The sequence below is a fragment of the Aureimonas sp. SA4125 genome, from assembly GCF_019973775.1.
In the GTDB taxonomy this organism is placed as follows: domain Bacteria; phylum Pseudomonadota; class Alphaproteobacteria; order Rhizobiales; family Rhizobiaceae; genus Plantimonas.
Map to the genome: position 1 here is coordinate 3,314,169 of NZ_AP025032.1, position 14,081 is coordinate 3,328,249.

General features: G+C 65.5%; 13 protein-coding genes and 1 pseudogene. 7 read left to right on the plus strand and 7 right to left on the minus strand.

The features are described from left to right. Positions 1 to 55: 55 nt before the first annotated feature. From Sa4125_RS15690 to Sa4125_RS15700, 3 genes are all read left to right on the plus strand, one after another. Positions 56 to 796, plus strand: coding sequence for a GH25 family lysozyme (locus Sa4125_RS15690; protein ID WP_345944282.1), 741 nt, complete (start codon positions 56 to 58; stop codon positions 794 to 796). A 98-nt stretch (positions 797 to 894) separates the two neighbouring features. Then, a complete protein-coding gene (locus Sa4125_RS15695; RefSeq protein ID WP_223999286.1) occupies positions 895 to 2,094 on the plus strand; it encodes a lytic murein transglycosylase in 1,200 nt (399 codons plus the stop codon). 205 nt (positions 2,095 to 2,299) lie between these two features. Beyond that, a complete protein-coding gene (locus Sa4125_RS15700) occupies positions 2,300 to 2,728 on the plus strand; it encodes a DUF2141 domain-containing protein (RefSeq protein WP_223999287.1) in 429 nt (142 codons plus the stop codon). Between the two features lie 108 nt (positions 2,729 to 2,836). Here Sa4125_RS15700 and Sa4125_RS15705 read toward each other — a convergent pair whose 3' ends face one another. The 4 genes and pseudogenes from Sa4125_RS15705 to Sa4125_RS15715 form a co-directional block, all read right to left on the minus strand. Then, a complete protein-coding gene (locus Sa4125_RS15705) occupies positions 2,837 to 3,034 on the minus strand; it encodes a DUF2218 domain-containing protein (protein WP_345944342.1) in 198 nt (65 codons plus the stop codon). Further along, positions 2,982 to 3,119, minus strand: a pseudogene (locus Sa4125_RS24330) (DUF2218 domain-containing protein); the annotation flags it as partial. The pseudogene Sa4125_RS24330 and the gene Sa4125_RS15705, both read right to left, overlap by 53 nt. 2 nt (positions 3,120 to 3,121) lie before the next feature. Then, entirely contained in the window at positions 3,122 to 3,547 is a 426-nt protein-coding gene (locus Sa4125_RS15710; RefSeq protein ID WP_223999288.1) for a PadR family transcriptional regulator, read from the minus strand. Positions 3,548 to 3,821: 274 nt separating this feature from the next. Beyond that, a complete protein-coding gene (locus tag Sa4125_RS15715; protein WP_223999290.1) occupies positions 3,822 to 5,279 on the minus strand; it encodes a cation:proton antiporter in 1,458 nt (485 codons plus the stop codon). Positions 5,280 to 5,453: 174 nt separating this feature from the next. Between Sa4125_RS15715 and Sa4125_RS15720 the strand changes: the two genes are divergently transcribed. Beyond that, entirely contained in the window at positions 5,454 to 5,888 is a 435-nt protein-coding gene (locus tag Sa4125_RS15720; protein WP_223999292.1) for a DUF4112 domain-containing protein, read from the plus strand. 3 nt (positions 5,889 to 5,891) lie between these two features. Here Sa4125_RS15720 and Sa4125_RS15725 read toward each other — a convergent pair whose 3' ends face one another. Then, positions 5,892 to 7,322 (minus strand): HD-GYP domain-containing protein, encoded by a 1,431-nt coding sequence (locus Sa4125_RS15725; protein WP_223999293.1) that lies wholly within the window; start codon positions 7,320 to 7,322, stop codon positions 5,892 to 5,894. Between the two features lie 236 nt (positions 7,323 to 7,558). Here Sa4125_RS15725 and Sa4125_RS15730 point away from each other — a divergent pair, with 236 nt between their 5' ends. Beyond that, positions 7,559 to 9,001, plus strand: a complete 1,443-nt coding sequence (locus Sa4125_RS15730; RefSeq protein WP_223999294.1) for an HWE histidine kinase domain-containing protein — start codon at positions 7,559 to 7,561, stop codon at positions 8,999 to 9,001. 39 nt (positions 9,002 to 9,040) lie between these two features. Here Sa4125_RS15730 and Sa4125_RS15735 read toward each other — a convergent pair whose 3' ends face one another. Further along, complete coding sequence (locus Sa4125_RS15735; protein WP_223999295.1) at positions 9,041 to 10,261, minus strand: ornithine decarboxylase; 1,221 nt, start codon at positions 10,259 to 10,261, stop codon at positions 9,041 to 9,043. 137 nt (positions 10,262 to 10,398) lie between these two features. Here Sa4125_RS15735 and Sa4125_RS15740 point away from each other — a divergent pair, with 137 nt between their 5' ends. Together Sa4125_RS15740 and Sa4125_RS15745 are read left to right on the plus strand one after the other, a co-directional pair. Next, the gene (locus tag Sa4125_RS15740; RefSeq protein ID WP_345944283.1) at positions 10,399 to 11,382 is read left to right on the plus strand and encodes a DMT family transporter; all 984 of its coding nucleotides are present in this window, start codon (positions 10,399 to 10,401) and stop codon (positions 11,380 to 11,382) included. 10 nt (positions 11,383 to 11,392) lie between these two features. After that, positions 11,393 to 12,646, plus strand: coding sequence for an amidase (locus tag Sa4125_RS15745; protein WP_223999296.1), 1,254 nt, complete (start codon positions 11,393 to 11,395; stop codon positions 12,644 to 12,646). A 441-nt stretch (positions 12,647 to 13,087) separates the two neighbouring features. Here Sa4125_RS15745 and metF read toward each other — a convergent pair whose 3' ends face one another. After that, positions 13,088 to 14,002: a methylenetetrahydrofolate reductase [NAD(P)H] gene (gene metF, locus Sa4125_RS15750; protein ID WP_223999297.1), complete on the minus strand. Its 915-nt coding sequence runs from the start codon at positions 14,000 to 14,002 to the stop codon at positions 13,088 to 13,090. Between the last annotated feature and the right edge of the window lie 79 nt (positions 14,003 to 14,081).

Genomic DNA, 14,081 nt, shown 5'->3' on the forward strand with positions numbered 1-14,081 from the left:
CGATCCCCTGTCCGCCTCCCGCAGGCGGTCTTTCGCCGGCATGTGGGCAATCCCGTTGATCCTCCTGGTCGGCCTTGCCCTGGGTGGATGCACGTCGGCGAGCCTCGACGGACCGGATCTCGGCCTCTCCGACCCGACGGATCCCGACCCGCGGCGCTATCCGGTGCACGGCATCGATGTCTCCAAGTATCAGGGCGAGATCGACTGGGACGCAGCGGTGAAGGGCGGCGTCGCCTTTGCCTATATCAAGGCGACCGAGGGGGGCGACCGCGTCGATTCCAAGTTTGCGGCGAACTGGCGGGCGGCGAGTTCCGCCGGCATGCCCCGCGGCGCCTATCATTTCTTTTACCACTGCCGCAGCGGCGCCGAACAGGCGCGCTGGTTCATCGCCAACGTCCCGCGCGACCCCGAGGCGCTGCCGCCGGTGCTCGATGTCGAATGGACACCCGATTCGCCGACCTGCACCAAACGCCCGCCCCGCGAGGATCTCGTCGCAGAGATGAAGGACTTTCTCGACACGGTCGAAAACCACTACGGCGTTCGCCCGGTCATCTACGCCCCCATCGACGTGCACCGTGATCGCCTTGTCGGCACCTTCGCGGGCCACGAATTCTGGCTGCGCGCCGTCAAGGATTTCCCGGGCAATGTCTATACCGACCGCCCCTTCCGCTTCTGGCAGTACACGGCGACGGGGTCGGTGCCAGGCGTTCGCGGCGAGGTCGACCGCAACGCCTTCTCAGGGTCGCGGGCCGATTGGGCGAAATGGGTCAAGGCCCGCCGGCCGCGGGGGCGTTGATCGCGCCGGACACGCTCGCGTTCTTCAAACCGCCATCTTGTCTGGAGATAAGATCGCGCGATTTCCAACGACCGCCGTTCCCGAAGGACCGACCGCCCATGCCGTTTCCACGCCGCGCCGCCGCTGCCCTCGCACTGACCCTTGCCGTTCCCTCGCTCGCCTCCGCCCAGACCGCGGGCTGCGGGGGTGATTTCGGAAACTTTCTGGCGGGAGTCCAGCAGGAGGCTTTGGGTTCAGGCATCTCCGAGGACGCGGTGCGGCGCTCGATGGCGCGCATCGGCTCCGCGCCGGATGCAAAGGTTCTGAGCCGGGACCGGTCGCAGGGCGTCTTCAGCCAGACCTGGGGCGAATTTTCGGGCCGCATGGCCAACGCCTCGCGCCTGAAGCAGGGCAAGGCCAATCTGCAGAAATACGCCTCGACCTTCACCCGCATCGAGGCAGAGACGGGCGTCCCCGGCCCCGCCATCGCCGCCTTCTGGGGCCTTGAGACCGACTATGGCGCCGTCCTTGGCGACTTCAACACGTTGTCGGCGCTCGCGACCCTTGCCCATGACTGCCGCCGTCCGGAGCTTTTCCGGCCGCATCTCATCGCCGCGATGCGCGTCGTCGATGCCGGCTATCTCGCTCCCGAGCAGATGAAGGGTGCCTGGGCCGGCGAACTCGGCCAGACGCAGATCCTGCCCGAGGAATATCTGAAGTTTGGCACCGATGCCGACAACAACGGGACCGTCGATCTCCTCTCCGATACGCCCGACGTCTTGGCCACGACGGCGAAGTTCATGCAGTCACTCGGCTGGCGCGCCGGCGAGCCCTGGCTCGAAGCGGTGACGGTGCCGGAGAATTTCCCCTGGGAGCGCGCCGCTCTTGTCAACAAGGAGCCGCGCAGCGAATTCGCCGCGCTGGGGGTCACCAAGGCGGATGGCAGCGCGCTGGAGAGCGACGCCCTCCCGGCCGCGCTGGTGCTGCCGATGGGTCGCGGCGGGCCGGCCTTCCTCGCCTTCCCCAACTTCGACGTCTACCTCGCCTGGAACAACTCGCTCGTCTACTCGCTGACCGCCGGATACTTCTCGACCCGCCTCGCCGGCGCGCCGCCGGTCGACATGGGCTCGCCGCAGCCTGGCCTCTCCGTCGACGAGATGAAGGCGCTGCAGTCGAAACTTGCCGGGCGCGGCTACGAGGTCGGCAAGGTCGACGGCATTCTCGGCGGCAACACCCGCAATGCCGTCCGGCAGGAACAGATCCGGCTCGGCATGCCTGCCGATGGCTGGCCGACGGCCGACCTGCTGGCGGCCATCTAGTCTGACATCTGCCGCGTCAAGGTACGAGCGGACCGGCTGCGTTGTCTGCCGCCGGGGCCGGGGCGCCGATGCTGGTCCGGCACGGCCTCGGACCGCCGAGGCTGACGCCTCTCGATGACCCCACCACACCGTGATCGGCATCTGGATTGCGCCCCGCCCGCCGGGCGCCTACGCCCGTCCGGCGAACGGCAAGGAGACAATCGTCATGCGTTTGATTCTGGCAGCAATCATCGGCTCCGCGCTCTATATGGCCCCGGCTTGCGCCGCGGACCTCGCCCTCACCATCGAGGGCGCCCGCAGCACCGATGGTACGGTGGCGATCTGCCTCTGGTCGGACGGCCAGAACTTTCCCGACTGCGCCAAGTCGCGCACCGCGGAACGCCGCGAGATCCCCGCAGGTGCACTCGGCCGCTCGATCGTCTTCGAGGGGCTTAAGCCCGGCACCTTCGCCATCACCGCGCTTCACGACGAGAACGACAATGGCCGGCTCGACACGAACCTGATCGGTATCCCGAAGGAGGGTATCGCCGTTTCCAACGATGCCATGCCGAAATTCTCCGCGCCGCGCTTCGCCGAGACGTCCTTCGCGCTGACCGGCGATGCGAGCCAGCGCATCACTCTCGTCTACCGCTAGCGTTTCGGGCAATTTTCGGGGATCGCGCGAAACGTTGGCTCTCAAATTGCCGCGCCGGATACTGCGAAAAACCGATTCCCACTTCTTCGCCCGGCGCTCTGGGCAGGACTACGACCACTCGAAGCCGAGCGGCGCCTCCCTGAAGGCGAAGCGATCGAGATGCGTCGCGACGACCCCCTTCATGCGCTCCAGGACGGGCCGGATCGTCTGCCGTGATGCCGACCACCAGGGCCTCCGGCTCTGCCCGCATGACCCCAACGGCTTCTGGGAAGCGCACGGTACCTTCGTCCGGCGTGAGGGTGACATCGAGCTTGTCCGCCCAGTGCTTGCAGAGTTGCTGCAGGTATCGGCTGGCATTTGCGGTCGGAACGCGCGCGGCGGATTCGGCCATGGTCAAAGCCTCTCGATCTTGCGCGCGACCTCGTCGATCATGGCAGCGATGTCGAAGGCAATCTCCTTGTCGGCGCTCGCCGTTGCAAGCCGCTGCTGCAATGCCATTTTGAGGTTCTGCATCGCGCGGCGGATCGGCGCGGAATCGGTCCTTTCGCTGAACTGCGCGAGCGCCGCCAGCCGTGCCATGGCGACGTCGACCGCATCGCGGTTGTCCGCGAGATGCTGGCGCCCCTCCCCGGTGATGGCGAGCAGCTTTCGCGCGCCGTCCGACTTCTGCTCCTCGACCAGGCCCATATCGCCGAGCAGAGTGAGGGTCGGATAGACGACGCCGGGGCTGGGTGCATAGGCCTTGCCGCTGCGGGCCTCGATCTCGCGAATGAGATCGTAGCCATGCCGGGGCTGCTCCTCGATCAGCTTCAGCAGCACGAGCCGAAGCTCGCCGCCGTCGAAGACACGCTGACGGCGCCCCTCTCGACCAAATCCGCGCGGCGGCTCGTCCGCGCCCCGGCGGGGGCCATGAGGGCCGGCGTGCCGATCATCCCGGCAACCGCGGCTGAGGGGAGAATGGGAGTGATGATGATATCCAAACATGTACGATCGCTCCAATGTATCTTGGAGCTCTAAGATATATCTTAGATAGGGCGCGTCAAGTCCGCTTCCTGTCGATGCTGTTCCCGGTCTTCGGTCTATTCCGGCACCGTCACGACAACAGGTCCGGGGTCCGGGCGCCGCGCTCGCCGACATGTCGAGGCCATGTTTCGGCGTGCGCCGCCGGCTCCTTTGGCAAGGCCTCGCCTCGCCCGTCCATCGCGGACCGGCCGGCAGCCCGTCTCAGCCGCTGGCGGCGCCGTGCCCGCTTGATCGCCCGAACCCGCAGCCGCAGCCATTGCCAGACGTCCTCGGCGGCATCCCTGCCCCGCCCCATCTGGGACCGCGGGGCGGCGTAGACTTCGGCCAGCGCCTTGCGAAACTCGGTGATTCCGTAACGGGCCTCGCCCTCGATCCGCCGCATGATGAACATCCATGCCGGCGAGACCAGAAGCGTCACCGCCGTCACTGCGATGGCAAGGCGGTAGACGTCGTCGCCGATCGCCCCGGAAGCGAAGGCGGCGGCCGCGAGAATGAATGAGAACTCGCCGATCTGCGCCATCGCCAGCCCCGCCTCCACCGCCGTCTTGTGCGGTAGGCCGGCCAGCCTGATGAGGGCGATGTTGAACACCGTCTTGGCGACGACCACGAACAGCGAGGCGATCAGGACGAGGCGCCAGTTCTCGGCAATGAAGGTCAGATCGATCAGGAGGCCGATCGACAGGAAGAAGACGACGAGAAGAACGCTCTGGATCGGTTCGATCACCGGGATGACCCTGCCGCGCAGCGTCGACGAGCCGATCACGAGGCCTGCGATGAAGGCGCCATAGGCCGGCGACAGGCCAAGGACGCCCGAGATGGACGCGGCGGCAAAGCAGAAGGCGATAGAGCCGAGCGCCAGGATCTCGACATTGTTTTCGACCGCCGCGGCGAACGACCATCGCAACTTGGGGCGGCGCCCGAGATACCAGAGCAGCACCGCCAAGAGGCCGACGGCCACCGCGATCTTGACGACGATGCCGAGCCAGCTGGCCTCGCTGCTCCCGCCCAGAGACGTCGCCAGGATCAGCATCGGAACCACCGCGATGTCCTGCGCGATGAGGACGCCGACGGTGATCCGGCCGACATCGGTTCTCAGCTCGCCGATCTCCTCCAGCACCTTCATGGCCACCACCGTCGACGACAGAGCGATGATGAACCCGAGGATGATGGCCTCGGGATAGGTCGCGGAAGAGACGGCCTTCAGGCCGAAGGAGATCGCCATCGCCGCCAGAAGCTGGCCGCCCGCGATCTTCATCGCCGGCTTCAGCGTCTGCACGAAAGCTTTCAGCGACAACTCCATGCCGATGAAGAACAAGAGCATCAGGACGCCCATTTCGGCCAGGGCCGATACATTGGCGGAATCGCCGATCACGCCGAGACCCGTCGGCCCGAGAGCGACGCCTGCGAGAATGAAGCCGACCATCGGCGGCTGCTTCAGGCGCATCAGAAACAGCCCGGCCGTCACCGCGACGACGATGACGAAGGCCACCTGGACCAGACCTGTGCCGTGCGCCGCCGCTTCTTCCAAGACGCATCTCCCCGTAGCGGCCGACAGCCCCTGCCCCCGCAGCGAGGGTTAGGAACCAACACTGCGGCTCCATCATGGTGCGTTGCGGGATAAGGATTGGTTGCGTACGGCAGGAAGCGGAGAATGAACCTTCCAATCCCCGGCGAGTTGCATAACGCAAGCCAGGAGCAACAGATGATCGACAGGACCATGCCGAAGGACGACTTTGCAGATCTCGACCGGGAGGGGCGGCTGCGGAGGCTTCGACGCATCGCGAGGATCGCCCGGCTGATGGACACCGCGGTCGGCATTCCCTTCACCCGCATGCGCTTCGGACTGGATTCGGTGCTCGGCCTTGTTCCCGGTATCGGCGACGCCGCGGGCGGTCTGGTCGGCCTCTACATGATCAACGAGGCGCGCCGCCTGGGCCTGCCCACGCACAAGCTTCTCGCGATGGCAGGCAATGTCGGCGTCGACACGATCGTCGGCTCTGTGCCGCTTCTCGGCGACATCTTCGACGTCTACTTCAAATCGCACCGGCGCAATGCCAATCTCATCCTCGACCATTTTGGCGACGACGGCGCCGATCTCGGCCCGCGAGAGATGAAAGACATCACGCCCAAGCGCTGAACGTCAGGCGGTTAGGGAGAGGGCCGGCGTTCGCATGACGGGAGGCTCGCAGGGCGCGGGCTCGAGCTGTTCGGTAACCCGCACGAGAGCGAGATAGCAGAGGGGATCGATGGATGTGCCGATCTCCCGCGCCATGATCCCAAGAGCCGTCGATAAAGGGATCGCGGCGCGGTACGGCCGCTCCGCGGTCAAGGCATCGAAAATGTCGGCCGCAGTGACAATGCGCGTCTCGATCGAGATGTCCTCGCCTTTCAATCCCCGCGGATAGCCGCTCCCGTCGAGCTTCTCGTGGTGGCTGCCCGCAATCGAGGCCATCCCCGAGAAGACGGCGATGCGCGACAGAATTGCTTCGCCACGCGCCGAATGGTCCTTCATCAGCACCCACTCCTCGTCATCGAGCTTGGCTGGCTTGTCGAGGATCTCGTTGGAGACGCCGAGCTTGCCGATATCGTGCAGCAGGGCTGCGCGCACCAGCCAGCGACGGCGCGCGTCGGGCATATCCATCTCGCGGGCGATCAGATCCGTGAACAGCGCCACGCGCTTGCTGTGGCCACTGGTAAAGGGGCTCTTGGCGTCGATGACCTGGGCGAAACCGTCGGCGATGTCGTCAAGAAGATCATCGTCTACCGTCCGCATCTCGCCGCTCGGCTCCAGATCGTAGACACGTGCCTCGATATCGGGACTGCCGAGGGTCTCCCAGAAGGACGACCTGTCGCCCAACGATTGCAGCACGGCGACGAGCGCGGGGTCGAACCATGTTCCCGACCGCCGGGAAACTTCGCGCAGGGCCGCCTTCGCCCCAGCAGCGGTATGGAAGACGTCGACGACCTGTGCTAGAAGGGCAATTCGTGCCAGCAGCGAGATCCTGTCACCGGCAAGGCCGAGTGGCTGGCCGCCGCCGTTCCAGTGCTCGTCGAGAGCAAGGATCGCCTGCGAGACGGCGGCAGAGAACCCCATCTGGCGGGCGATGTCGGCGCCGCGGTGGCACCGCGTCTCGATCAGCTCGTGCTCGATGCCGCCGCCGTTCATCGCGAGGTTGAGAATGGTCTTCAACCGTGTCGCGAGCCCCGACTTCACCGCGGTGTTTGACACGACAAAGCGCAGGATCTGCGGCAGGCTGTCGTCGATGAGCTTGACGTTGCGCTTGAAGGTCTGGTCGTTGGAGACGTAGAGCTGGCATATCCGCGCGGCATTGCTGCTACAGCCCAGATCCTTGAGCAACAGCGCATAGTAGAGATCGGACAGGTCCGTAACGGTGAGGCCGAGGGCCTCGCCGACATGCATGCCGATCCAGCAGCAGCGCACGCTATGGCCCGCCGGCTGCCCGTCCGTCATATCCAGGGCGTGGCTGAGAGCACTGATGATCTCGGCCAGGCGGAGGGTCGAATCCCCCTGTTCGATCGTGTTCGCCGTTCGTCGCAAGGTGTCGTTCATGTCGCTAGCATTAGCATCCAATTGCTGACGTGCGGCTTACGCTAAGCCATCCCGGAACGGCCACTTCGCTGGTAGGGTTAACCGATTGACTTCATGCCTCCATTGCAGGCGACACGAAACACACCGCCCGCCAATGCACCTAGTCAACAAAACAAATATTAAAATTATCTTATCAATTCCTCCATTTGACGGCCAATGCTTCGTATTTATACTTTTAACTTCGCGCAGGAGTTTGCATGACCGACAATCGAAGCGTGATCGATCTCGGCTCAAGGGACGTGCTTGAGGCTAAAAAGCGGCTTGAGGCGATTGTCTCCAGTGCAATGGATGCCATCATTACTGTCGACGAGCGGCTGGAGATCATCCTGTTCAATCCGGCAGCGGAACTGATGTTCGGCATTGCGAGCAACAAGGCGGTCGGTCTGCCGATCTCGACCTTTATCCCACTCAGATTCCGCGACGGCCATGACCAGCATATCCGTCGCTTCCAAGACACCGGTGTCACCGGGCGGCGCATGGGTGCCCTCGGCGCGATCAGCGGGATGCGCTCGAACGGCGAAGAGTTTCGAGTGGAGGCGTCGATCTCGCAGATCGATGTCAGCGGCGAGCGGCTCTCGACTGTCATCCTGCGCGACATTACCGAGCGGCTCGCCAACGAGGAGGCGCGTATCCTCCTCGCCCGCGAGGTCGACCATCGCGCCAAGAACGCTCTTGCCGTCGTCCAGGCGATCATCGCCCTGACCACTGCAGACACCAAGGAGGAGTTCATCGCCGCCATCAGCGGACGCATGGACGCGCTCGCCCGCGCCCACAGTCTCCTGGCGCAGAACAGCTGGAAGGGCGGCGACCTGGTGAAGATCGTCGCCGACGAGACGGAGGCCTATCACAGGCCGGGTCAGATCGTCTTTCGCGGCGGCAACGTCGTCGTCACCGCCAATGCGGTCCAGCCGATCAGCCTTCTCGTCCACGAACTGGCGACCAATGCAGTGAAATACGGTGCCCTTTCGAGAGTTTCGGGCAGGGTCGAGGTCGCCTGGAACGTGATGCCGGGAGGAGACCTTGAAATGCGCTGGACCGAGTCGGGCGGTCCGGCTGTCAAGCGATCGGCGTCGACCGGTTTCGGCACGACGCTGATCAAGACCGTGCTGCGTCAGCTCGAAGGCGAGGTCAATACCGAGTGGTCCGAACAGGGCATCCTGGTTCGGATCCGTCTGCCCAAGGCGGTCTTCAAGCTTCTTCGCAAGGAGCCCGTGACGCAGCGGGACGATCCGGAAAACGGGGCGGACCCATCGAAACAGCTGCCGCAACTGATGATCGTCGAGGATGAACTGCTTGTCGCCATGGGCATGGCGACGGGACTGCGCTCTCAGGGCTGGGACATCATCGGCCCCGCAGGTTCGCTCGACGAAGCCTATCGCCTGCTCTCCGGCGAGATCCAACCCGACGTCGCCATGCTGGATATCAACCTCAATGGCACGCCCGTCTATCCCCTCGCCGGTCTCCTGCAGACGCGCGGCATCCCTTTCCTGTTCTGCAGCGGCTACGAGACTCCCGATCGCGAGCCGCGCTTCCAGCACTGCCCGCTCGTGCGCAAGCCTGCAAACCTGCGCATCCTGGACCAGGAATTGCGGCATCTCGTCAGCAACCATGCTGGCAGCAGAAGCGACATGGCGATTTAAGACGCGCTTACGGCGCCGATGGGTTGACGGTCGCGGCGCCTACTCGCCCATCGTCTCGAGGCTTGCATAGCCCTCCGGCTTGCCGCCGGCATCGAAGGGCGTCGTCACCTCGACGAAGGTGTCGGGATAGAAGCCGTTGAAGCGCGTGCGCAGCGACATCGAATAGGCGCCGATATGGCCGATCTCGATCCAGTCGCCGGTATCGACCGTCTCCGGCAGCCAGAACGGCCGTGACAGGATGTCGACGGAATCGCAGGTGGCGCCGCAGACGCGAAATGGCGCGATCACCTTGGCGTCGCCATTGCGGCGGGTGCGGGCCGGGTCGGGGATGAAGCGCGCCGGCAAGGTGATCTTGCCCGTCCAGGAATCCGACAGCGAGGCCCAGATGCCATCGTTGATGTAGAGCCGCCGCCCCTTGCGCAGGAGCACCCGGACGATCAGCGAAAAGGCGCGTGCCACGACGACGCGCCCCGGCTCGGCGACGAGCGGCGTTTCGGAAAAGCCCCAGCCGTCGATGTCGCCGCGCAGCCGCGACATGATCTGACCGATGCCGGGCATATCAGGCTTCTTCGATTTCGGATCATGGCCGTATTCGGCGGGAAACCCGCCGCCGACATCGAGACCGGCAAGCGGCACGCCGGCCCGCGAGCGCACCCAATGCGCCGAGCCGAGCGCCCGCTCATAGGTTTCGGGATCCTGGATCTGCGACCCCACATGGAAGCAGATGCCGACCTTGAAGCCGATCCTGTGGCAGCGCTGCAGGAGTTCGACAGCGTGCGCGGGCGCGGCGCCGAACTTCTTCGACAGCTCGTAGGCCGCGCTGCCCTTGGTCTGGATGCGGATGAAGAGGGTGATCGTCGCGGGATCGAGATCCAGCGCATGGACGATCCGGAGGATCTTGGCGACCTCGTCCTCGTGGTCGAGCGCCATCACGCGAATACCATAGGTCTCGAGCGCCAGGCGAATATCGGACTGCGCCTTGACCGGGTGCATGTAGAGCATCTCGGCATCCGGTGCGACGGCGCGCACGGCCGCGAACTCTCCGGGCGAGGCGACGTCGAAAATCTTCACGCCGGCCTTGGCGAGGGTCTCCAGCACCATCGGTTCGCCATTGGTCTTCACCGCATAGGCGGTGTCGCCGGGAAAGGCCGCCATGAAGCCGGTGACGTCCTCGACGAGCACGTCGGGCCGAAAACAATAAACCGGGACGTCCGGGCGCATGGACAGCGCCGCCGCCTTGGCGTTCTCGAATTTCTGCATGGCGGATCTCCCTGGCTGCCCCCGGTTTTCCCGGAAATTTCCGAGTCGCGCCGCCGGCCGTTTTCCGTGCGCGGAAACGGGTGGCATGCGAGGCCGTCATCTGCAACACCTCTGGCTCTCCCGAGGAAAGTCAGACCGTGGCCACCACACCCCCGCTCCCGTCACGCGCCGCAACGACCGCCAACCTTCCGGTACTGGCGATGAATGGCCGCCTCTGGACGCTGCTCCTGCTGCTCGGGCTTCTCTGGGGCGGCTCGTTCTTCTTCACGCAGATCGTCCTGCGCGAGATCCCCCCTCTGTCGCTGGTGGCCCTTCGGGTCGGGCTTGCGGCCCTTGCGCTGCTCGGCTTTCTTGCGCTGCGTCGCATAAAGCTGGCGCCCCTGCGGGAGCGGGCGGGCGCCTTCCTTCTGCTCGGGCTCCTCAACAACGCGATCCCTTTCCTGCTGCTCGCGATCGGCCAGAAGGCGATCGGTGCCGGGCTTGCCTCGATCCTGAACGCGACGACGCCACTCTGGACGATCCTCGTTGCCGGCATGGCGCTAAGCGACGAGCGGCTGGACGGGCGGAAACTTGCCGGCATCGTCCTCGGCATTCTCGGCGTCGCCGTCCTTGTCGGACCGGAAGCGTTCGGTGCCGGCCATCTGGCGCCGTTGCCGGCCATATCAGCGGTTCTCGGCGCGACCTTTTCCTATGCGCTGGCGGCCGTCTTCGCCCGGCGCTTTCGCGGCGTACCGCCGACGGTGGTGGCCACCGGCCAGCTTTGCGGCTCGAGCCTCGTCATGATCCCCCTTGCCCTCCTTCTCGGCGAATCGTCGGCCGCCGGCGGTCTCGGCCTCGGCGCGATGACGCCGGCCGGCATCGCCGCCATGCTGGCACTGGCGCTCGTCTCGACCGCCTTCGCCTACATCCTCTATTTCGAGATCGTGGCCCGGGCCGGCGCGACCAACGCTTCGCTGGTGACATTTCTCGTGCCGGCCGCGGCGATACTCCTCGGCATCCTGTTTCTGGGCGAGACCCTGACCTGGCGGGAAGTGGGCGGCTTCGGCTGCATCCTGGCCGGTCTTGCCGCCGTCGACGGACGCATCGCCGCAAATATCGCCAAGACGGCGCGATCACGCTAGATATCTCGGCATGAAGCCCATCCGTCTGACCCACCTCCTCGCCGGCCTCGATAGCGCCGCCCTGACACCAGAAGCCTCGATCGCGATCGCCCGCGAGGCGATCGCGGCAGGCGACGGGACTATCGGCGCCTTCGTGCGCCTGGCCCCCGCTTCGAGCCACGCCGAGGCCTTGGCCGCCACCGGACCGCTGAGGGGCGTGCCGCTCGGCGTCAAGGACATCTACGACACGGCGGACATGGCGACCGAATATGGCTCGCCGATCTACGCCGGGCATCGTCCCCGAGCCGACGCGGCGCTGGTGACGATGGCGCGGCGGCGCGGTGCCTATATCGCCGGCAAGACGGCAACGACGGAATTCGCGCACATGCAGCCCGCGGCAACGCGCAATCCGCGCGACCTGGCGCATACGCCCGGCGGCTCCTCCTCCGGCTCGGCCGCCGCCGTCGCCGCCGGGATGGTCGCGGGCGCCTTCGGCTCGCAGACCGCCGGCTCGATCATCCGCCCTGCCGCCTTCTGCGGCGTTGCCGGCTACAAGCCGAGCTTTCGCCTGCTGCCGACGGTCGGCATGAAGACCTTCGCCTGGTCGCTGGATACCGCCGGCCTCTTTGCTGCGGGCGTCGCCGACGTTGCGCTCCTCGCCGCGCTCTTGACCGGACGGGACCTCGCCGTCCCGGCCACCCCGCTCGGCAGTCTGAGGATCGGGCTCTACCGCTCGACCGCCGACGCAGGGCTGGCGCCCGATATGCGCAGCGCGGTGGCAACGGCGGCGGGGCGCCTGGAAGCGGCCGGTGCCGCCCTCGTCGACATGCCTGAACCAGACGCGCTCGCCGAGGCGCGCGATGCACAGAGGATGCTGCAGGATTTCGAGGCCGCGCTGGCGCTGGGTCACGAGCACGAGGCCCATGCCGACGCCCTCAGCCCCGGCCTGCGCGCCGCGCTCGATGCCGGGGCAGCGATCACGCCCGATGCCTATGATGCGGCCCGGCGAGTGGCGCGCCATGGACGAAAGGCCGCGACCGCACTGTTCGACGGGGTCGATGCCCTGCTCGTTCCCTCGGCCCTGGGCGCGGCGCCCCGCTCGCTGGAGACGACCGGCGACCCCGCGATGAACAGGCTATGGACGCTGACAGGAAACCCTTGCGTCAATGTTCCGGGTCTTGTCACCACGGCCGGAATGCCTTTGGGCCTGACGATCGTCACCCGGTTCGGACGTGATCGCGACGCTCTTGCCATCGGCGCCCATCTGGAAGAGCTGCTTGCCTGACTGCCAGCCTCACGAATTTATCCAGATTTTGTGGAAAATTTTTCTGAAAAGGTCTGTGCGTTCGCGGAGCCTGGGAAATTTTTTGCAGGCCAGCCGCGCCTGTAACGCCTTCGCTGCATACACTTTTTGCTTCAGTCTGAAAAACCTGTGCGCTGCCGCATCGATTCGGCCTTTACGATCGTCACGATAGGGTTAACTCTTCCGATCAAGTGGCCAGTGGAGGACGTCCAATGAACATGACGCGTTCGCTCAATCTCCTGATGATCTCGGCTGCCTTCGTTTTCGTCGGAGCCATGATTTTCGGAGTCATGCCTTAGTCTCGAACAGACCGGCTCGGCCGGCCACCCGATATGGCCAGCCGATACGAAAATGCTGAAAAGCCGGGGCGACGTCGCTCCGGCTTTTTTCGTTTCTGGATGTCATGGCGGCCCGGAGCAGGGGTCAGGCAGAGGCCACCGCTGGGTGAGCCGATGCCCCCGCGACGGGTCCGCCACGCAGGCCGAGAATATGGCAGATCGAATAGACGAGATCTGCCCGGTTCATCGTATAGAAGTGGAAATCGGACAGCCCACGCTGCACGAGGTCGAGGACCTGCTCGGCGCAGACGGCCGCAGCGACATGGCTGCGGGTCTGTGCGTCCTCCTCCAGCCCCTCGAAGCGCTGCGCGAGCCAGGCGGGAATGGTGGCGCCGGTCGCGGCGGAGAACCGGGCGATCTTGACGAAGTCGTGGATCGGCACGATGCCGGGGACGATCGGGATATAGATCCCGGCGCGGCGGACCCGCTCGACGTAACGTTCGAACAGGTCGTTATCGAAGAAGAACTGGGTGATCGCCCGCGTCGCGCCGTTGTCGACCTTGCGCTTCAGGAGGTCGATGTCGGTCGCGAAATCCGGGCTTTCCGGATGCTTTTCAGGATAGGCCGAGACGGAAATCTCGAAATCGTCGATCCGCTTCAGGCCCTCGACCAGTTCCGCACCGTTGCGGTAGCCGCCCGGATGCGGCTCGTAGCGGCCGCCGACGCCCGCCTGGCTGTCGCCGCGCAGCGCCACGAAATGCCTGACACCCGTGTCACGGTACTGCCGGATGACCTCGTCGACCTCCGCCGTCGTCGCATCGACGCAGGTAAGGTGGGCGGCGGGCGCGAGGTCTGTCTCCTCGATCAGCCGCTTCACGGTGTGGTGCGTACGCTCGCGGGTCGAACCGCCGGCGCCGTAAGTCACGGAAACGAAGCTCGGCGAAAGCGGCGCCAGGCGCGTCACCGCCGCCCAGAGCGACTCCTCCATCTTGTCGGACTTCGGCGGGAAGAACTCGAAAGAGACGTTGATCTTGCTGGTCGGCGAGGCGGTATTTGGCATGGGATGTTCTCCAGAAGGCGTCGGGGTCGGCGGGAGCCGGCGCCCCCGAGAAGTCGGGCGATGTCGAAGCAGCGGCATG